The sequence below is a fragment of the Weissella sp. ESL1177 genome, assembly GCF_058107185.1.
Map to the genome: position 1 here is coordinate 129,537 of NZ_CM176591.1, position 19,464 is coordinate 149,000.

Annotated in this window: 19 protein-coding genes, 1 other RNA gene and 1 pseudogene; 20 read left to right on the forward strand and 1 reads right to left on the reverse strand. The window is 39.1% G+C overall.

Annotated features, from left to right (window positions below; all coding sequences use genetic code 11):
- Positions 1-33: 33 nt before the first annotated feature.
- The 17 genes and pseudogenes from AC3B5D_RS00625 (at position 34) to AC3B5D_RS00705 (ending at position 14,587) form a co-directional block, all read left to right on the forward strand.
- A complete protein-coding gene (locus AC3B5D_RS00625) occupies positions 34-582 on the forward strand; it encodes a DUF4355 domain-containing protein (RefSeq protein ID WP_489840015.1) in 549 nt (182 codons plus the stop codon).
- On the forward strand, positions 575-1,441 hold the full coding sequence (locus AC3B5D_RS00630; RefSeq protein WP_489840014.1) for a phage capsid protein: 867 nt from the start codon (positions 575-577) through the stop codon (positions 1,439-1,441). Before AC3B5D_RS00625 ends, AC3B5D_RS00630 begins: the two co-directional genes overlap by 8 nt.
- Positions 1,442-1,512: 71 nt before the next feature.
- Positions 1,513-1,782 carry a phosphoenolpyruvate synthase gene (locus tag AC3B5D_RS00635; RefSeq protein WP_489840013.1) on the forward strand — a complete coding sequence of 90 codons (270 nt, stop codon included), beginning with the start codon at positions 1,513-1,515 and terminating at the stop codon, positions 1,780-1,782.
- Between the two features lie 18 nt (positions 1,783-1,800).
- The gene (locus AC3B5D_RS00640) at positions 1,801-2,139 is read left to right on the forward strand and encodes a phage head-tail connector protein (RefSeq protein WP_489840012.1); all 339 of its coding nucleotides are present in this window, start codon (positions 1,801-1,803) and stop codon (positions 2,137-2,139) included.
- Positions 2,140-2,148: 9 nt separating this feature from the next.
- Complete coding sequence (locus AC3B5D_RS00645; protein WP_489840011.1) at positions 2,149-2,457, forward strand: hypothetical protein; 309 nt, start codon at positions 2,149-2,151, stop codon at positions 2,455-2,457.
- Positions 2,454-2,804: an HK97-gp10 family putative phage morphogenesis protein gene (locus AC3B5D_RS00650; protein WP_489840010.1), complete on the forward strand. Its 351-nt coding sequence runs from the start codon at positions 2,454-2,456 to the stop codon at positions 2,802-2,804. The genes AC3B5D_RS00645 and AC3B5D_RS00650 overlap by 4 nt, the downstream gene beginning before the upstream one ends.
- Positions 2,801-3,196 (forward strand): tail completion protein gp17, encoded by a 396-nt coding sequence (gene gp17 / locus AC3B5D_RS00655; protein ID WP_489840009.1) that lies wholly within the window; start codon positions 2,801-2,803, stop codon positions 3,194-3,196. Before AC3B5D_RS00650 ends, gp17 begins: the two co-directional genes overlap by 4 nt.
- Before the next feature lie 13 nt (positions 3,197-3,209).
- The gene (locus AC3B5D_RS00660; protein ID WP_489840008.1) at positions 3,210-3,773 is read left to right on the forward strand and encodes a phage major tail protein, TP901-1 family; all 564 of its coding nucleotides are present in this window, start codon (positions 3,210-3,212) and stop codon (positions 3,771-3,773) included.
- A 123-nt stretch (positions 3,774-3,896) separates the two neighbouring features.
- A complete protein-coding gene (locus AC3B5D_RS00665; RefSeq protein WP_489840007.1) occupies positions 3,897-4,235 on the forward strand; it encodes a tail assembly chaperone in 339 nt (112 codons plus the stop codon).
- A gap of 95 nt (positions 4,236-4,330) precedes the next feature.
- A complete protein-coding gene (locus tag AC3B5D_RS00670) occupies positions 4,331-4,663 on the forward strand; it encodes a hypothetical protein (RefSeq protein ID WP_489840006.1) in 333 nt (110 codons plus the stop codon).
- Positions 4,664-8,458 (forward strand): phage tail tape measure protein, encoded by a 3,795-nt coding sequence (locus tag AC3B5D_RS00675; RefSeq protein ID WP_489840005.1) that lies wholly within the window; start codon positions 4,664-4,666, stop codon positions 8,456-8,458. It begins immediately after the preceding gene.
- Complete coding sequence (locus AC3B5D_RS00680; protein WP_489840004.1) at positions 8,455-9,222, forward strand: phage tail protein; 768 nt, start codon at positions 8,455-8,457, stop codon at positions 9,220-9,222. The genes AC3B5D_RS00675 and AC3B5D_RS00680 overlap by 4 nt, the downstream gene beginning before the upstream one ends.
- Entirely contained in the window at positions 9,222-10,700 is a 1,479-nt protein-coding gene (locus AC3B5D_RS00685; protein ID WP_489840003.1) for a phage tail protein, read from the forward strand. Before AC3B5D_RS00680 ends, AC3B5D_RS00685 begins: the two co-directional genes overlap by 1 nt.
- Entirely contained in the window at positions 10,693-12,900 is a 2,208-nt protein-coding gene (locus tag AC3B5D_RS00690) for an SGNH/GDSL hydrolase family protein (protein ID WP_489840002.1), read from the forward strand. The genes AC3B5D_RS00685 and AC3B5D_RS00690 overlap by 8 nt, the downstream gene beginning before the upstream one ends.
- A gap of 71 nt (positions 12,901-12,971) precedes the next feature.
- Positions 12,972-13,253, forward strand: a complete 282-nt coding sequence (locus AC3B5D_RS00695; protein ID WP_489840001.1) for a hypothetical protein — start codon at positions 12,972-12,974, stop codon at positions 13,251-13,253.
- Positions 13,246-13,488 (forward strand): annotated as a pseudogene (locus AC3B5D_RS00700) (phage holin); the annotation flags it as partial. The gene AC3B5D_RS00695 and the pseudogene AC3B5D_RS00700, both read left to right, overlap by 8 nt.
- Before the next feature lie 4 nt (positions 13,489-13,492).
- On the forward strand, positions 13,493-14,587 hold the full coding sequence (locus tag AC3B5D_RS00705) for a GH25 family lysozyme (RefSeq protein WP_489840000.1): 1,095 nt from the start codon (positions 13,493-13,495) through the stop codon (positions 14,585-14,587).
- 586 nt (positions 14,588-15,173) lie between these two features.
- Here the strand turns inward: AC3B5D_RS00705 and ssrA are convergent.
- Positions 15,174-15,538, reverse strand: a transfer-messenger RNA (tmRNA) gene (gene ssrA, locus AC3B5D_RS00710).
- Positions 15,539-15,742: 204 nt separating this feature from the next.
- Here ssrA and AC3B5D_RS00715 point away from each other — a divergent pair.
- From AC3B5D_RS00715 to AC3B5D_RS00725, 3 genes are all read left to right on the forward strand, one after another.
- Positions 15,743-16,729 (forward strand): GMP reductase, encoded by a 987-nt coding sequence (locus AC3B5D_RS00715; protein ID WP_489839999.1) that lies wholly within the window; start codon positions 15,743-15,745, stop codon positions 16,727-16,729.
- Positions 16,730-16,859: 130 nt separating this feature from the next.
- Positions 16,860-17,906: a mechanosensitive ion channel family protein gene (locus AC3B5D_RS00720; RefSeq protein WP_489839998.1), complete on the forward strand. Its 1,047-nt coding sequence runs from the start codon at positions 16,860-16,862 to the stop codon at positions 17,904-17,906.
- A 168-nt stretch (positions 17,907-18,074) separates the two neighbouring features.
- Positions 18,075-19,433: a cytosine permease gene (locus AC3B5D_RS00725; protein WP_489839997.1), complete on the forward strand. Its 1,359-nt coding sequence runs from the start codon at positions 18,075-18,077 to the stop codon at positions 19,431-19,433.
- The last annotated feature ends 31 nt before the right edge of the window (positions 19,434-19,464 follow it).

A 19,464-nucleotide genomic window follows, 5' to 3' on the forward strand; every position in this document is an offset into this window, starting at 1 on the left:
TAGTTGCTTTATTTCTATGGTGTGGAGGTAAATATGGCTGAAGAAGAACAACAAGCACAAAATCAATCAGAACAAATTACGCTTACTCAAGAAGAACTAGACGCAAAGATTAATTCTGAATATGACCGTCGCTTTCAAAAACAACAAGAAAAGTTCAATCAACAACTTGAAGAGGCTAAGAATAAGGCGTTAGAAGACGGCAAATCGGAGGGGCAAAAGCTTGCTAAGATGTCGGCACAAGAAAAGGCTGATGCAGAGGCACAACAACGCTTAGATGATTTAAAAGCTCGTGAAGATGAGTTAAACAAGCGTGAGCTAATTGCCAATGTCGGTGACATTCTAGCAGAAAAAGGCTTGCCGAAAGATTTAGCTAGTTCATTAGTTGATTTGGGTGACGCTGATAAGATTTCTGGTGTTGTTGAAACGATTCAAAAGTCAATCGAACAAGGTATTAATGAGGGTGTGAACGAACGCATGCGACAAAACGCGCCTAATAATGGCAGCTCTAATTTGAACGCAAGCGATGACCCGTTCACTAAGATTATCAATTCATATAAACAAGGAGAGTTACAACATGGCTAACAATAATAACAATTTATCTATTCGCACATACCAAAAGCAATTTGCACAGTTGATCGCAACTGTTTATGGTGTGCAAGGCACATTCGCTCCTACATTTGGGGCACTACAGTCATTAGACGGCATTCAAAACAACGCCACGGCATTTTCATTGAAGACGAATGATGTACCAGTGGTAGTTGGTGAGTACAGCACTGATGAAAACACTGCATTTGGCACTGGAACAGCTAATTCATCACGCTTTGGCGCAATGCAAGAAGTCATTTATGGTGATTCAGATGTACCGTATGACTTTGGTTGGGCATTTCATGAAGGAATTGACCGTTTCACTGTCAACAATGATGTTAATACGGCAGTTGCTGACCGTTTGAATTTGCAAGCACAAGCTAAGACACGTTTGTTTAATAACAAACAAGGTGCATATTTGGCTGGTGCTGCTACTGATATTGGACTGGACGCAAGTGATGTCAACGCACTGTTTGAAACAGCCGTTGAAAAGTACACCGACTTAGAAGTTGTTGTACCTGTCCGTGCATATGTGACGGCAGCAGTTTACAACGCCATTATTGACGCGCCATTAACAACTACTGGCAAGGGTTCAGCAGTTGATATCGATGCAAATGGTATTGCTCATTTCCGTGGTGTTACTTTGACCAAAGTGCCATCACAATACATGGCTGAACAAGCAGTTATCTTTACGCCTGACAACATTGGACGTTCATTTACTGGTATTGCAACGGCTCGTACGATTGAATCAACTGATTTTGATGGTATCGAATTGCAAGGTGCTGGTAAGGCAGGACAATGGATCAGTGATGACAACAAGAAAGCAATCTTTAAGGCAGCAGCAAAAAAAGCTTAAGCCTAGTCGGCACGGCTGAAGTAGGCAGTGCAGCAGTTGAATAATTTAGAGATATTGAAAGGAGCTTATTTATGGCTTATACAGCACACGAATGGAAAACAGGGGATAAGATTACTGCTGAACAGTTAAATGCGCTAGAAAACGGCGTGCAAAATGAACAAGTAGGACCAACTGGCAAGACGGGAGCAGCTGGTGCAAAAGGCGACACTGGTGCAAAGGGTGCTGACGGTAAAAGTGTTAAGGCAATTGCTTTAACAGTTGATGGTGACGGCAAAGTTACTGGTGGTACAGCAACGTTGTCAGATAACTCTACGTTAGCTATTTCTGTTACCACTGCTTAATAGTTAGGGGGTGCAGACATGAAACTAGAAGATTTAAAGACCATGCTGCAAATCAAAGACGATAAACGTGATGATATTCTTAATTTGATTATCAAGAACACCACGCAAGCATTAGGCTTTAAATTGGGTCTGAAAGCTTCTGATAATGTACCTGAACAATTAGACTACATTGCGTTTGAAGTCGCTGTAAAGCGCTACAATCGCCTTGCCAATGAGGGTATGAGTTCATATACGCAAGAAGGCGAATCAATCACGTTTAGCACGAATGATTTTGATGAGTTCATGACAGATATTGATGCATGGAAAGACGATAACGGTGTCAAGGACAACACGTCTGGACGCTTTTTGTTCTTGTGAGGTGTCAATATGAGATTTGACAGTAATATCAAGTTCTATTCTGAAAGTGAAGAACACTACGACCCCACTGTTGGCGATTATGTCGGCGGTGAAAAGTTGATTAGTGAAGTAATTGCTAATGTTACGGACATGGGTACTAATCGCTCACAAGCTTTATTTGGCGATTTAAACACACAACAAAAAGTCATACGTTTAGCTTGTCCTGTGGGCGTGTCGTGGGCTTATTGTCTGATTGATGATGATACGACTAAGTATATTCAAACAACCGAACGTAACCCGCTAAAAGCGCATACATTGATTGTAGGTGAACGTAAATGAGTTATGAACTACGTGGTTTAAAAAGTTTACAAGCTGGACTTAATAACAGAGTTAAACTAGAAGCTGCTAAAAAGGTTGTGAAAACGCACACGACAAGAATGCAGCAAAACGCTATGCGTAAAGCACCAGATGTCTATGTTAAAGGTTATTCAACTGGTGCAACCAAGAAGTCCATTGCCTTTGATATGGAAGATGAGGGGCTAACAGGTCGTGTTGCATTAACACAAGAATACGATCCATACGTTGAATATGGAACTCGTTTCATGTCAGCAGAACCATTATTGAAGCCGGTTTTTAATGAAGAAAAGGGCGAATTTGTTAATGACTTAAAGAAGGAAATGAAATGATAAGTCCACAAAAGTGTTTGTTCGATTACTACTACAAATTGATACAAGACAAGGGCTTACCAGTTTACGACTATTTGCCTTTGCAAGGTGAGCCAGTAACTTATCCATTTGTCGTCATTAGTCAAACACAAACAGTAGTTGATAATACAAAATACTCACGCAATGATCGTATTTTTTTAACGATTGATGTGTGGGGTAGCAAAAAACAAAGGAAGACCATTGGTGAAATTGCTGACGGTCTTTTAAATTCAGCAATCGGTAATGTTCAAACGGACGTTTACAAGTTCTATGGACAACCAAAGCAACAGAGTTTAGATATGTCAATTGATACATCTGTACCCAACACAGTGTTTCAACGTGGCAATTTACAACTCGAATTATCAGTAATTTAAAGGAGAAAAATAGATGGTTAAAACATTACAAGGTGTTAAGTCTGTTTTGTTTGCTCGCAAGCACGCTGACGCAGCAACAAAAGAAATGCAATTAGTACCTTATCAAACTTCATTGTCATTTGACCCAAGTCGTGATAGTGACTCAACGGCAACAAAGGACGGGGCGGTTAATTCATCTTCATCAATCGAAACTGATTTAGAAGTTGAGTTTATCAATAACACGGCAGCAGTTTCTGATGAGTTGCTACAAGCAATTTTTGATGACGAGCTAATGGATATGGAAATTGTCCGCATGGATCGTGCTAACGCAAATGGCGAATATGAAGCTTGGTACATGCAAGGCCACGTATCAGAAGATAGCAACGACAACGATGCTGATGATAATTCAACTCGTGATGTATCGTTCTCTGTTGACGGTACACCAAAGCACGGCTGGACTAAGCTAACTGACGCCCAACAGGGTGATGTTGATTACGTCTTCCGTGGTTTGGATGCTGTTACAGAAGCGGATGCTACTGGTGGTGGTACTGCTTGGAAAGATACTGACAACGGGGTTGCAGAAGACCCAAAAGCCTAGACCCGACATCTAATTTAGTCGGGCAATCACAAGTTGATAAAGCGGTTATCAAATAATTAAACATTGTCGCCGATAAATGCACAGTACCAAGTGGGGCGGCTTACTTGAAAGGAATATGAAAACATGAAAATCAAGATTAACGGTAAAGAAATTGAATTGTCTTTTGGCGTAAAGTTCGTGCGTACGCTTGATAAAGTTGCTGGACTAGATGTACAAGGCGCTTCATTTGGAATGGGACTAACTAAGTCAATTCCTGCACTAAATACCGCTGACCCTGCCGTATTGGCAGATGTTATTTATTCAGCAACGGCAACAGTTAAAGATACACGCCCTTCACAAGATGATGTTGATGACTTTATTGATAATTATGAGGGCGACTTAGAAAAGTTGTTTGATGATGTTATCGCTGAAATGTCAAAGGCTAACGCTATCAAGGTGGCACTAAAAAACGCCAAAGCCTAAACGAAGAAACAGAACAAGACGAAAAAACCAGTGAACAAACGTATCACGAAATCGTCTTGAACTGCCTCACTCGTTTAGGTTTTTCTATTGCTCAAATGCAACAGATAGAAGAAATGACGTTGCCTGATTATCAATTGGCAATGGAGGCATACGCTATTAAGCGGACGTTAAAACGTGAAGATATTGCCTTTCAAGCTTGGCTTAATCAAACGGTACAGGCTACTAAGGGTAGTGATAAGCACCCTAAGCCAATGTACAAGAAGTTTAATGATTTCTACAATGCTGCCGAATTAGAAGATGAAGTTAGGTCGCAATTTGAACCCGATTACACTTCTGAATTCGTACAGCAAAAGCAGGAGCAAGAAGCTATTCAAGAACGTTTTGCAAGATTGCAAGAAATGAAACAACGTAAGAAAGGAGGAAACTAAATGGAAAGTTATTCAGTGCAAGCCGTCCTTTCTGCGGTTGATAAGAATATGAGTAGTGGTTTTGCAAAGGCAGCTAGTGAAGCTAGTTCGTTCGGCAGCAAAGTCAGCTCGATTATGTCTGGTGTCGGTAAGTCAATGATGGTTGCTGGTGCAGCGATCGGTGCAATGGGTGTTAAGAGCGCAATTGGGTTTGGTAAGTTTCAACAATCACTTAACCAAGCTGCTGTTATTGCTGGTGGTACATCTAAGGATATTAAAGGTTTGTCTGATGTTGCCAACGAAATGGGTGCTGTTTTGCCTTTGAGTGCACAAGACGCAGCGGACGCTATGGTTGCTATGGCTCGTGATGGTGCTTCAATTGACACGATCAAAAAAGAGTTTCCAGCAATTGCGCAAGCTGCTACTGCCGCAGGAGCGGACTTACAAACAACTGCCAGTGTTGTTCAACAATCAATGAACATTTGGGGTAAGTCGTTAAAGAGCCCACAACAGGCAGCAGCTATCCTAACGCAAACTGCCAATTTGTCTAATGCTTCGATTGAAGATATGCAACAGGCTTTGGCAACAATTGGTGGTACAGCTTCAAACGCTGGTATCGACATGAAAACCACTGCTTCGGCAATTGGTTTGCTTACCAACCGTGGGTTCAGTGCAGCACAAGCTTCACAAGATTTAAACCATGCAATTTTGCAAATGCAAGCACCATCTCAAATTGCACAAGGTCAAATAGACAAGTTGGGTCTATCATTCGTTGACGCACAAGGAAACATGAAACCTTTGCCGCAAATTCTTGGTGAAATCAGTGACTCAATGAGTAACATGACATCATCTGAAAAAGCAGCCGCTTTAAAGAAGATGTTTGGAACATCTGGAATGGCAGCTATTTTGCCACTAATGGACTCTGTTAAGGATAAAACTGATAACACGACCACAAGTTGGGACGCTTTTACAAAAACAATGGACGAAGCGACAGACAGTACTAAGACAGCCACTGAATTTTTAAGCAAACAAGCTGATGAAATGCAAAAAAATCTAGGATCTAAGATTGAGCAAGTTGGCGGTAATTGGGAGGCTTTGAGTAATAAAGCAATGTCTGGTAGCGCTGGCGTAGTTGGTGCATTTCTAGATATGACAAATAGTGCCTTAGGCTGGGCTAGTGATAGCAACGGTTCAATGGCTAGTTTTATACGACAATTCATAGGTTTAATGCCAGTGATAGGTTCTGTTACAACTGCTGTTGGTGGCTTTTTAGTATCTGCTACTAAAATTGGTAGCACTATGGCAGGTGCAGCTAAGTTTTTAATTTCGCCTTGGGGTATTGCTTTAGTTAGTGTCATGGCACTAGTAGGTGGCTTAGTTTATGCTTATAACCATTTTGAAGCATTTCATAAGTCGGTTGATAACATTGGTAAGTCTTTGGTTAATGTGTTTGGCGGTCTTGCAAAAGATACGTTGGGAGCATTAAAAGGACTGCTGATGGGGCTTCAAGATGATTTTAAACAGATTGGGGAAGCGATTGATGATAATTTTGGCAAAAAGTTAAAGTCAGTCGATTTTTCAGGTTTTGCAAGTAAAGCAAGTATTGCTATTCAAAATTTGATTGGTTTCATCGGGCTATTAGCTACAAATGTTACAGAACTAATCGTGGCGTTCATTAATACTGGTGCTATCCAAGCAGCATGGAAAGTTGTTGGCGATATACTTAAAGTTGTTGGTGGTATTGTTCAATCAGTTTTGGATATGTTCAGTTCTATGTACAATGCACTTGGTAAAGTCGGTGGTCAAGGATCAACAATTGGGAAAATATTACAAACGGCATTTGGTGCTGGTGCATTACTAGCTGTGCCTTTGGGCATTAAGTTACTACCTAAAGCTCTAGGGCTAGTATTATCGCCTGTTAATAAGTTAGGTGGTGCGTTCAGTAATGTATTAGGAAAATTAATTCCATTTGGAAATAAGACTAAAGAAGCCGGCGACAAAGCCGGTAAGTCTAAGAAACTTTTTGCTGGTTTTACTAGTGGCGTGCTAAAAGTTGGTGCTGGTGTTGGTATTGCAGCTGCTGGTTTAGGTGTCTTTGCTGGTGGCATTGCACAGTTAGCCAAGCAGGGTGATCAAGGTACTGAAACGCTGACTACATTTGCTTTGGCAGTTGGTGTATTAACTGGTATTTTTGCAATGTTTGGTGGGTCTTTGACAACAAGTGCGCTAGGCATCGGTGTATTGCTCGGAGGCTTAACAACATTAGCCCTAGCTTTCACGGCGCTAGCTTCAACTGGTCAGCAAGGTGAAGATACTATGATTACTTTTGCACTTGCAATCAGTGGTGTAGTTGCTGTATTTGCTGTATTTAGTCCACTATTGACTTCTGGTGCTGTTGGTATGGTTGCATTTGGTGCAGCTGTTTTAGCAGTTGGCGCTGGTGTATTGCTATTCGGAACTGGTATTAACTTAGCAGCACAAGCCATTGTTTTGTTATCGGGAAATATTTCAGCAATTATTCCAGTAATGACCGCGTTGGGTGTTGGCTTCGCTGCAATGATTACTGGCTTTTTGACATCGGTAATGGCAGCCGTACCACAAATTACTTTGGCGTTCTTTACTATGTTTGCCCAAATTTTGACGCAGGCGGTTACTTATGTGCCACAGATCGTGGCTTTGTTCATGCAAATGGTATCAGGTTTCTTAGCACAATTGATTACCTATGCACCACAAATAGCCGCACAGTTCATCACGTTGTTCCTCGGCATTTTAACGACCGTTACATCGTATGTACCACAAATTGTTACAGCAATCGTTAATATGCTAGTGGCAATCATGAACGCAGTTGCTGCTAACGCACCGTTGTTAATCGCAGCGTTTGCTAATATGGTAATTTCAATATTAGGAGCTTTGACAGCCACATTGCCAAGATTTATTGCAGCTGGTGTTAGCTTTATCGTCAGCATTTTAGAAGGTGTTGCAAGCAATATTGGACGTGTAATTTCAGCAGCGGTTGATGTAGTTGTAGCGTTTATCAATGGTATTGCAAACAATCTAGGCAAAATCATTAACGCAGGTATTAATTTGCTCGGCAAGTTCATTATGGGAATTGTGAATGCTATTCCTAGATTGGCAAGCATTGCTGTGCAAGCTGTTGAAAAGTTTGTTTATGGTGTTGGTAATGCGCTTGGTCAAGTGCTTGGTTCAGGTCATAAATTACTTTCAATGTTTGTACAAGGAATTGTTGATGGCTTTGGCAAGGTAAACAAGGCCGGTAAAAGTGCTGGTAAATCTGGTGCTGACGGTGCTAAAGGAACACAAGGACTATTCCAATCGGCTGGTTCGTTTATCGCTAAAGGGTTGGCAAATGGTATCAGAAGTATGGGCGGTGAAGTCATGAGTGTTGCAGCTGGGCTTGCCGCTAAAGCTGCGGGCGCTATTAAGAAAGCTTTGAAAATTCATTCACCATCTCGTGTAACGTATGGCTTCGGTGGTTACTTTGGTGCTGGGTTCATTAATGGTATTAAGTCAACACAAAAGCAAGTAGCTCGTGTTGCTGGTGGTATGGGGGATTTAGCTTCAAATGCTCTAAATAGCAATATTCAAGCCTTGAATGCCAATGTCAACGGTTCATACAGCGGTTCACTAACCATGCAAGATAGTAGCCTACAAATGCAAAATAACGCCTTGCTACGCACAATTGCAAACAAGAATAGCGACATGTATTTGGACGGTGATGTACTTGTTGGTGGCACTGCTAATCGTATGGATAACGCACTAGGAAACAATACAAGGTTAAGGGGGCGACTTAGTTGATAAATTATGACTTTCACGACTTATCAAAACGAACTGACGTTGAATTAGAACAGCAAATTACCGAGGGCTTTACTTTTGGCGATTACAATTCTACTGAAAACGGTATGTTCTTGATTAGTCGAGACGCACCCACGCCAGATGAAAAAGAAATTACTGAAAGTGTTCCTTATATGCAAGGTGTGTATGATTTCAGCACGTTAAATGGTGGTGAACGCTATTTCGACAACCGCCAAATCACTTATCAAGTCATGCTATTTAATGAAGATTACAGTACGCGCAAAGGCGCTGAACAGGAAATTAAACGTCAGCTTGTGCCACTAGGTATTCAACCGCTATACGATACGCACGATATTGGCTTTCATTGGCTAGGTAAAGTTAAAACCGTCACCGTGGAAGATGATGCCAAAGTTAATACATTAGCTGCAACAGTAACGTTTGATTGCTACCCATTTGCGATTACTAACAATATCGAGGGCTCTGATATTTGGGACGATGTATTTTTCCCACATTGGATATTCCAAGATACAAAGTACACCGTGAACGGTACGCAAGCGATTAAATTATATAATATCGGCTCTAAGTCGATTGAATGTGAATTAGTAGTTAGCGGTAATATTACTGTTGCTGGTGGTTTTGGCAGTATTGACTTAACGTCAGGCAATTACAAAGATACGCAATTAGTATTGTCTATGGGCGTTAATAATTTGACGCTAACAGGCAACGGAATAATTGAGTTTAGATTTTATCGTGAGGAGATGATTTAATGTATCGAATAATTGCATACGAGTCTCCAACAGATACGACAGGTCATGTAGTGTATGATCCACGCATTAGTAAACAATTATCGGACGGTAAACTAGACTTGAAAGAGGCAGAGATTGACAGTTTGGAATTAACAGTTAATCAAGAAAATTGGTTATTTGGGCATGTTAAACCATTGCAAACTCATATTGAAGTTTATCAAGATAAAACGTTGTTGTTCCGTGGGCGTGCTTTTGATATATCACGCCAAATGAAAGATAATGGGCAATTTATTCAAGCATTTAACTTTGAAAGTATTCAAAATTATTTGCAAGATACATCCCAACGGTGGGCAAAAGTTCAGAATACGACACCTAAACAGTTCTTTCAGCGATTAATCAATACACATAACTCACAAGTGCCTGATTATAAGAAGTTTCAAGTACGCAATGTTACAGTGACTAATTCAACCGACAATGTTTATCGGTATATCGAAGATGGTGCAACCACTTGGGACACAATCAAAGACAAATTGATTAGTCGTTTAGGTGGTTACATTGTTGTTGAATACAAAGATGGTGTGAATTACATTGATTATTTGCAAAATGTAGGTGTAGATCATACGCGAGACACACCTATTCAGTTAGCAAAGAATTTGCAATCGGTCAGTGTTGATATAGACCCAACGGAAGTTATCACACAATTAGTCCCTTTGGGGGCAACTATTCAAGATGACAACGCAAATACCAATTCTGACACGGCAGTTAGCCAGCCTAGAGTTGATATTAAAACGGTTAATAATGGTAAAGATTATATTGATATACCAGCCTTACAGGCAGAGTTTGGTGTGATTAGAAAGTCGGTTCAGTGGGATGATGTCCACGAACCGGCTATTTTATTGTCAAAAGCCAAACAGTGGATAGCTAACCAAGTTAGTGCCAAAGAAAGCTGGTCAGTTAGTGCCGTTGAGTTGCCACAATTTAGTTCATTCAAAGTATCTGACAGGTATATTTTCATTGCTGAACAGGTAGCAAACCGTCAATTATTGCGTGTAACCGCCAAAATAATTGACTTTACTAATTGGCAGAAGTCTAGTTTAACAATTGCTGACAAGCAGTTACCACTAAGCCAATATCAATTGGAAAATCGCAAAGTAGCACAGCTGATTACAAAATTAAACGCGAGGATAGTTGGTTATGATACGCAACTATTTAACTTGAATGCACAACAAAAAGAGTTGAACGATACGATTTCAAAACAACAATCGTTGATTGATGACATTCAAAAAGACGTTGATAATGCTGATTTACAAGGTATTACTAACAAATTAGAAAACTTGTCAAATAGCGTTGACAATTTAGGTACACAAATAAACAACTTAGATTTTGTAACACCACAAGATTTTGAAACCTTTCAAACAGATCAGTCAACAATTAATCGAGATTTTGAAAGTCGTATTCACGAATTAGAAAACAAAGAAACGGGGACAACAAATGGTTGATAGAGATTTGGCTAATTACACAGATGAAACGCCATTCAATCAAAATAAATTGCAGGATTTACAGACTATTAAAGATGCCATTTTACATAAAGAGTTTGGTAAAGACGTTCGTGCGCCTATTGCACAAATGCCAGATGCGTTGATTAAGCTTTTTACTGATGAAGGTACTGATCAAAATGCAGAAGTAAAAGAAGCTCGTGGTGATTTTGAAACGCTTGGGCTACATGAACAAGCCCAAAACAATGCAATTGATACAAACTACAATGAGCTAAAAGAAGCTCGAACAAGTAGGAATGGTAAAAAATTCAGCTCTGTTAAAGCGAGAATTGATTACGAAGAGAATGACATCAATAATAATGTTTCACAACAATTATCACAAATGAATACGGCACCTGAATCAGTTGCTAATGTTGCTGAATTAAAAACAAAATATCCTAACGGAAAATTAGGTATTTTCGTTGCTGCTGATAATGGTCATAAATATGTATGGTTGAATGGAGGTTGGACTGACACAGGCGTTTATCAAGCGGCATCTATTGCTAATCAGTCAATTACAAACGATATGTTACGAGATAATACAAAAACTGGTTTTTTGGTCACTGGAGACGCTTTGAATTTAAACATTGCGCAAAGAACTTTAGATATTACGAGTGTATTTAAGGTAATTAGTGGTACTAGGTCATATGCAACAAATCTTACAACATACTCGTTTACCATGGCTAAAGACATTACTGGGTTTTACTTATATTACGATACTGCAACTCAAGATATTAACTTGTTGAGTGAAGGAATTCCAAGTACAGCCATTTTCTTAGGATGGATAAGTTTAACTACTAGCCCAACTTATTATTTAATGGTTTCAAGTGTAAATTCCGATATGGGAAACCCTGAAATTAAACCAGTTGATAGAACACCATATATTTCAACAGGTAACAAGCAAATTAACATCAATATTACTGACCGTACAATGACGGTAGATTCACCCTACTTTAGGGTATTTTATCCAAGCGGGTTAGTAGATGTAGAACAAACGGGAACAATTAATCTAGACAACGGCACCACGGCAAGTTTCATTTTCTACGATATTGTCAGTAAAAAAATTGTTACAACACCTACTACTAACCAAGCATTGCCGTTTACGTACGTTTACTTAGGAGCAGTAGATTGGGCTTATCCATATAATGCGCGCTTGTTGTTCCCAGCTACAATTGATGGTATTGATATTTTCAATCAACGGCAAACTGGTAAACGTGTTGAGTTAGCTTCAAAGTTTCCATTGAAGATTAACAAGTCTAACAAAACGTTGAATTTAGATAATAGTGGTTGGGTGACGGTTCAGTATGATGATATGGCTAAGAACATTTACCAACAAAACAAAGGCGATATTGATATTTCTGCTGGTGGAGCTAGTGCCGCATATATATTTGTTAATATAAATACGTTAAAAATTTCGGCTTATGCTTCAAGGAACCAAGCTCCTTGGGGTTCACTTTACTTAGGTTGGTACGAGTGGAACAGTGATAGTTATAATTTTAATTTTAAAGTAACCTTTTCAGATGAAGATTTGCTTAGTGCTAACCCAATGGCCACTCGTAAAATGACCTTCTTTGGTGACTCAATTACTTGGTCATATAACAAAATTAAGTGGTCTAATCTGGCAGCACAATCTCTAGGTTCAACTGCCACGATTAATGGGGTAGCAGGTTCAACCTATTCAAAAGCTGATGGACGTACTGATAGTGCTGTTGAACGAGTGGCTGATATTAAAGATCAAAGCCTAGTAGTGGTTTGGTTCGGTGTTAATGATTTCCACTATGGTCGGCCATTAGGGGAATTTAATAATGGTGATGTTTCCACGGTTTACGGTGCCGTTGATAACGTATTGGACACATTGATTAGCAACAATGTAACGGCTAAAATTATGGTCATGACACCTATGAAAAATCATGGTTACAAAACATCTCCCGACTCATTCACTAAGAATTCTGTTGGTTTATATCAAATTGATTACGTTAATGCGATTAAACAGGTCGCCGATAAATACTCATTACCAGTGCTAGATATGTACGCAGAAAGTGGTATTGCAGCATTTAACGACACACAAGCAAGCCAATATTTAATGGACGGGTTACACCCTAATCAAGCTGGTGAATATCGAGTTGCGAAACGTGTGGTTGATTTTGTAAGAAGCCATTTGTAATGGGGCACTCTACTTATTAGGAGTGGTTTTTAAATGTACAAATTTAAGGAGGTGATCATATTTTTGTTAATTTGCATTGGGCAGATATTGCAGCGATTGTTGGTATTATCGGTGGTGTATCAACGGCCGTAGGGTTCATATTTAAAATAGCAATCAAAGGTTCGCTATATCCCATATCTAGTCGCATGGATAGTTTAATTGACAGTTTGGATAGGCTGAACAAGACGTTTGATAAGCAAGAAGTTCGTATTAATGCCATCGACAAACGCTTAGATGGTCATGATCGTATTTTGGAACGTCATGATGAAAAACTAATCAACCTTTCTAAGGAGGTTTTCAAACACAATGATTAAAAAAATAAATAATGCACTTCGAAATGCAGACGGTAGTTACTCTGGAAAGGTGATTGCTGGTCTGCTTTCTTTATTGATTGTCCTAATTCAGCAATTATTTGCGGCTTTTGGGATTAAGTTTACGGGTGACTGGAACGCCATTGTTGCTGTTGTTAATACCGTGTTAACTATTTTAGGTATTCTCGGTGTTGTATCGGGCGGTGGTGTTGTTGAGACAACTAATAAAAAGGGGGATGTTGATGAATAAAATTAAGACACTTGTCTTAGCTGCTGGGGCAATCTTGGCATTAGGTGGCGTTGGCGAAACAACCATTCATGCTGATACACCTCGTGTTGATATGGTCGACGTATCTAATCACAACGGACAAATGACAGCGCCAGAATTTGTTTATATGCGTAATAATTACGGTATGAAAGCTGTCGCAACTAAAATTTCAGAAGGGACAACCTTTCATGATTACACCGCACCAGGTAACATCGCAGCTGCTAAGGCTGCTGGTGTTTACATCAACGGGTATCATTTCCTGTCATCAACAACAGTAGCCGGTGCGGTTGCTGAAGCTGATTATGCTGCTCGAATGGCAAAGGCTGATGGGTTGCCAGTAGGTGCTGTCTTGGCAGTTGATATTGAGAACTCATATCAATTGTCAATGGGTTCACGTATGCAACCAGTTGCAACAGCTTTTGAGAACCGTGTGCGGGCATATGGTTACCGCTCAACCACTTACACTGGTGGTTACTCATCAAGTGTCAGTCCGGCTGGTGAGAAAGCATGGTTAGCACAATATCCATACGTGCCAACGTCAGCAATGAAGCACTACTCAACTGAACACGCATGGCAATGGACGTCAAACCAAACCTTTGCCAGCTCATTGGGACGTTTTGACGCTTCAATTCTGTACGACAACTTCTTTACAGCTGGTACTGATAAGAACGCTGTTGTGCCAAATGTGACACCAAGCAAGCCAGTGGTTAATAAACCAGATACATCAGCAATTAAGAAGTTCAAAGCTGTTGGCAATCGTTTTACTGCTTACAAGTCATTCCGTGTTGATAAAATCGCATACGTGAATGGTATGTGGCAAGCTATCAACTATGATATGGCTGGTGGTAAAGACGCCTCATGGACGGCTAATGGTATTCCGCTTGCTATGTTGGATAATGTGACTCGTGGTAACTATGCAGCAACTCGTATTGGGGATCAGGTTAAGTTCAAAGCTGGCTACGCCTATGGTACAATTGATCAATACGATAACGCCTCGAATGGTGCTGGTATTGTTGAAGGTGTTTATGGAAGCATTTGGTACAATGCCGATTCGTTATTAACTAAATAGGGGACCAACATTAATGTCGGTCGCAAAATCAAGCCCGTTAGGTTATTCGATTGAATAGCTTGGTGGGCTTTTTTGTTGTGTGCTATAATTGGTGCGTAGAGTGTAATAGCTATTTGACTGACTACTCTTGAACTGCTCTACAAGTAGCTATGTGTCGATCGAGGCACATGACTATAAAAGCCATGATCAACTTACCATTTTGTATTTGTCCTTTGTCATGGTTCAGCCCACTGGTTATTGCGACTAGTGGACTTTTAATTTGTCAAAAAATTTCTGATAGAATATACTATAGATGGCTTGATGGCTTACTCTCGGCAATTTCAAAAGTTAAAACAACTACTATCAAGTCAAATCAAAGCCTACTGGTCATTACGACTGGTAGGCTTTTTTGTGTTTTCCACCTATATAACAGCTAAGTGTTAAATCAATCAATTTGTATTGATAAATAAAAAGCCTGTTGGGCGACCAAATTAATAATCACTCAACAGACTAAAATTATTTATTAACAAACTGAAATTGAATTTGCCACTAATTTGCCACCAACCACAATTTAAATGCCTTTAAATCAACGTTTATAGCTGGTATTAAATGGAGCCGAGGGGAGTTGAACCCCTGTCCTAACATTTTGCAACTGACACATCTACGTTCATAGCAAAATGATTTGAATTTTACTCACTGCACGCCATTTTGCTAAGCGATCAGATAAGCTAGTCTGATTATCCTCTTCTAAGTATCCACAGACGGCGAACACTCAGCGCAGGTTGCTTTTTTTGAGACTTATACAAGTATGCAACTAATACTAGTACAAGCAACGCCAGCTGTTTTTTAGGCAGCTAATGCGTAGTTATTGTTTGAATTTTTTGCAGTTAATTCTACTGAGTGGATTATAGGGCCACAACCCCTAAACGCAGTACCAGCCCAAACAATGCTAGTCGATTCCGTAACGACCCCGTAACGTAATCATCTTATTTAGTATAACAAGGATTTTATAGTTTCACAAATCGTTAAAATAAAATATTTTTATTAAAAATATTCGGTTTTGAGCGTTTATAAATGTTGTTTATTTTTTTTAGTTCGTGTATAATTTCTAGTTGGTGGTTAAAATAAAAGAAAATAATTAAAAAACACGAACTTTTATCATTAGGAGTATATAATATGGAATTTACAACAGTTTTTGATTATGAAGATATTCAATTAGTACCAAATAAATGTATTATCAATAGCCGTTCAGAGGCAGATACATCTGTTCAACTAGGCACACACACATTTAAATTACCTGTTGTACCTGCAAACATGCAGACGGTTATTGATGATGCTTTAGCCATGAAGTTAGCAAAAGCTGGCTATTTTTATGTTATGCATCGATTTAATCCAGAAACGCGATTAGATTTTGTGCGTACCTTCCATGATGCTGGTCAAATTGCTTCAATTTCAGTTGGTGTTAAAAAAGAAGAATATAATTTCATTGATGAATTAAAGGTAGCTGGTTTAGTACCAGAATATATTACTATTGATATTGCCCATGGGCATGCTGATTCAGTTATTGAAATGATCAAATATATTAAAGAAAATTTGCCTGAATCTTTTGTTATTGCTGGTAATGTTGCAACACCAGAAGCTGTACGGGATTTAGAAAATGCTGGTGCTGATGCAACGAAGGTTGGTGTTGGTCCTGGTAAGGCTTGCATTACAAAGTTGAAAACAGGCTTTGGTACTGGTGGTTGGCAATTAGCAGCACTGCGTTTATGTGCAAAGGCAGCCAAGAAGCCAATTATTGCAGACGGTGGTATTCGTTACAATGGTGACATTGCAAAGTCTGTTCGTTTTGGGGCGACAATGGTTATGATTGGCTCATTATTTGCCGGCCATGAAGAAACACCAGGGGATATTGTTGAAATTGATGGGGCAAAGTATAAAACTTATTTTGGCTCTGCTTCACAATATCAAAAGGGTGAGTATAAAAATGTCGAAGGAAAGAAACTGTTGGTACCTTATCGTGGTGCTATTATGGACACTTTAACTGAGATGGAACAAGATTTACAATCATCAATTTCTTACGCTGGTGGCTGTCAATTACGTGATTTACGTTATGTTGATTATGTTATTGTTAAAAATTCGATTATTAACGGTGATTCTTACTAAAATTTTTCATGACGCATATTTTGTCATGGAAAAAGTTCTTCATTACTTTTAAAAAATCTGTTATTTCTGTGATAGTCTCTACTATTCATGTATGATATGGTTATTAAAAGGAAGATGAAGGGAGTCATCTATGAAAATTCTACAAAAATGGCTGATCGATAATTTTGATTGGCAAGCCATTGGACTCGCTTTGCTGGTTGTTATTTTAACGATCGTTGTCGTTAAGGGCGTTGTAGGAATTGTTTTTTTTCAAGTTGAAAAAAGATTGCCAAAACGATTGGACATTTGGCAAGATGTTTTGAAGGCGTTTGAAACGCCAGCAAAGATTGCCATTTTATTTGCAGGTATTGTCTGGGCATTGAATATTGCGCAAGCACCCCATAAAATTTTACAGTTTGCTCATGAAATCAATAAGTCGATACTAATATTTAGTATTGGTTATGGCCTATATTCACTGATGTCTTCATTGACACAATTATTGCAACATTTTGGTGCAAAAATTCATATTGAAGTTGATTCAATTGTCATGCCATTTTTAAAACGAACATTGCAATTTGTTGTTATGGCATTAACAGTGACAATGATTTTGTCAGATTGGGGCATAAATGTGAATGGTGTCTTTGCCGGACTAGGATTGGCCGGCTTGGCTGTTTCAATGGCTGCACAAGACCCAATTAAAAACTTACTCGGTGGTATCGTTATTATTACAGAAAAGCCTTTTCAAATTGGTGACAATATTGAATCACCATCTGTTGCAGGCACGGCTGAGGATATTACTTTTCGTTCAACCCTGGTACGAACACTGGATGGCGCGTTGGTTATTGTTCCTAATGCGACATTGTCAAATGAACCGATTACAAATTGGTCACGTGTGGCTTCTCGTAAAATTGCCTTAACTTTTTATTTGTCATTAGATACGCATACGAAAGAATTAATTGCAGTTTCAGAAGAAACGATGGCAAAATTAGCAACAGATCAACGTTTTGAAGAAGATACTGCCAAGGCTTATATTAACCAAGTATTACCTTATGGATATGAATTTGTGGTAAACGTCGCTCTGAAAATGGGGCCAAATACTGATTTTCCTGGTGCTCGTGCAGATGTTAACATGGTTGTTATGCGAATATTAGCCGAGCATGATATTCATTTAGCAGTTAATACACGACAGATTAATTAGTAAATACTTGACTTCATTTTGAGAAATGGGTATAGTTTTATACAATATAGAATTGCTTTTTTAAGGATCAGACGAGAGCTGACTAAGGAGCGCGTCAAAAGATGAGAAAAACAAAGTTGATCGCGCCATGTTTGTGGTGCGATTTTTTCTGTAATTAGGGAGGATAAGATGGCGAAAGAATTTGGACACGTGCGCGCAATTGAAAAAAACTATCGAACGATGTCAAATTGGGATATGTTTGCCACTTGGATAGGTGCTAATGCGAATAATGGGACATGGTATATCGGTGGTGTGATTGCCGCAGCAGGTATGTACACGGCATCAACGACATTAATTGTAACCGGTATTATTTCTTACATTTTTCTAGCGTTAGCTTCATATATGGGATATAAAACGGGTCTGCCAATGATGGTATTAACACGAGCATCATTTGGATTAAAAGGGTCTTTTGGTCCTTCAATTATTAATATTGTTCAATTCATTGGTTGGGCAGCTGCCAATACATTTATTGCGGCGATTTCTATTTCAGTGATTTTTAAAGATTTGTTTGGTTGGACGGCATATGCTAATGGCGGTAAGGCCGGTTTGGTCGTGGGTATTATTATCATGTCACTACTGCATTTAGCGTCTATTTCATTGGGTGAAAAATCTGTACGGATGATTGAACGTGTTGGCATTATTTTAGTCATTATTTTTGTTGTTTGGGAAGCAATTGTTGTTTTTCAAAATGTTTCATTAAGTCAAATTTTTGCTTGGCAAGCACCACATCGTGTCAAAATTTCTTCAGGGGCAGCCATTGATATATTAGCAGCCTTTAATTTAGCTTGGGTAACAGCTTCGTCAGACTTTTCTAGATTTGCAAAAAAGCAATCCGGTGCAACTGGGTGGTCATTTCTTGGTGCCAATGTTGGGTTATTCGGTTTTGCGTTTATTGGACTTTTAGCAACAATTGGTACGGCTGTTATGAACCAATCATTTGATCCAAATGATTCCGATCCGTCAACTATCGCATCAAAATTAGGGTTAGGAATTATTGCATTGTTAGTAATTGTTATTACGTCTACAACGGCTAATGCAGTTAATTTAATGGCAGCCGGTTCAGCGTTAACCAATGTCTGGCATAAGCTAAAGTTAACGCCAGCATTATGGATAGTGACTTTGATTGCCACAGCCGTATCATTTATTCCATTGTTATTTGGAACCTTCCTAGATGCTTTTACAGCCTTTTTGGATTATATTGGGATGTTTTTAGGACCAGAAATAGCCGTATTTTTAGTGGATTATTTTATCATTCGCAAGGGTCATTATGAAATCAGTGAAATAACTAAAGTTGACGGTAAATATTGGTATCGACAAGGTTTGAACTGGCTAGCGATTATTTCATGGGGACTAGGTGTCGTTCTATACTTTAGCTTGAAATCAGTCCTATGGATCAGTGATACGATTGGTGTGACCTTTGTTGCGATGATTTTGACAGGTATCATCTATTATTCATTAACAAAAGTACGCAATCATCAGGTAAAATAAAGTTGTTAATTCATGGCCAATTGAGGATATA

Coding starts and splice junctions, on each gene's coding strand:
- AC3B5D_RS00625 (WP_489840015.1), top strand. CDS start 34: ATGGCTGAAGAAGAACAACAAGCACAAAATCAATCAGAACAAATTACG.
- AC3B5D_RS00630 (WP_489840014.1), top strand. CDS start 575: ATGGCTAACAATAATAACAATTTATCTATTCGCACATACCAAAAGCAA.
- AC3B5D_RS00635 (WP_489840013.1), top strand. CDS start 1,513: ATGGCTTATACAGCACACGAATGGAAAACAGGGGATAAGATTACTGCT.
- AC3B5D_RS00640 (WP_489840012.1), top strand. CDS start 1,801: ATGAAACTAGAAGATTTAAAGACCATGCTGCAAATCAAAGACGATAAA.
- AC3B5D_RS00645 (WP_489840011.1), top strand. CDS start 2,149: ATGAGATTTGACAGTAATATCAAGTTCTATTCTGAAAGTGAAGAACAC.
- AC3B5D_RS00650 (WP_489840010.1), top strand. CDS start 2,454: ATGAGTTATGAACTACGTGGTTTAAAAAGTTTACAAGCTGGACTTAAT.
- gp17 (WP_489840009.1), top strand. CDS start 2,801: ATGATAAGTCCACAAAAGTGTTTGTTCGATTACTACTACAAATTGATA.
- AC3B5D_RS00660 (WP_489840008.1), top strand. CDS start 3,210: ATGGTTAAAACATTACAAGGTGTTAAGTCTGTTTTGTTTGCTCGCAAG.
- AC3B5D_RS00665 (WP_489840007.1), top strand. CDS start 3,897: ATGAAAATCAAGATTAACGGTAAAGAAATTGAATTGTCTTTTGGCGTA.
- AC3B5D_RS00670 (WP_489840006.1), top strand. CDS start 4,331: ATGCAACAGATAGAAGAAATGACGTTGCCTGATTATCAATTGGCAATG.
- AC3B5D_RS00675 (WP_489840005.1), top strand. CDS start 4,664: ATGGAAAGTTATTCAGTGCAAGCCGTCCTTTCTGCGGTTGATAAGAAT.
- AC3B5D_RS00685 (WP_489840003.1), top strand. CDS start 9,222: ATGTATCGAATAATTGCATACGAGTCTCCAACAGATACGACAGGTCAT.
- AC3B5D_RS00690 (WP_489840002.1), top strand. CDS start 10,693: ATGGTTGATAGAGATTTGGCTAATTACACAGATGAAACGCCATTCAAT.
- AC3B5D_RS00705 (WP_489840000.1), top strand. CDS start 13,493: ATGAATAAAATTAAGACACTTGTCTTAGCTGCTGGGGCAATCTTGGCA.
- AC3B5D_RS00715 (WP_489839999.1), top strand. CDS start 15,743: ATGGAATTTACAACAGTTTTTGATTATGAAGATATTCAATTAGTACCA.
- AC3B5D_RS00720 (WP_489839998.1), top strand. CDS start 16,860: ATGAAAATTCTACAAAAATGGCTGATCGATAATTTTGATTGGCAAGCC.
- AC3B5D_RS00725 (WP_489839997.1), top strand. CDS start 18,075: ATGGCGAAAGAATTTGGACACGTGCGCGCAATTGAAAAAAACTATCGA.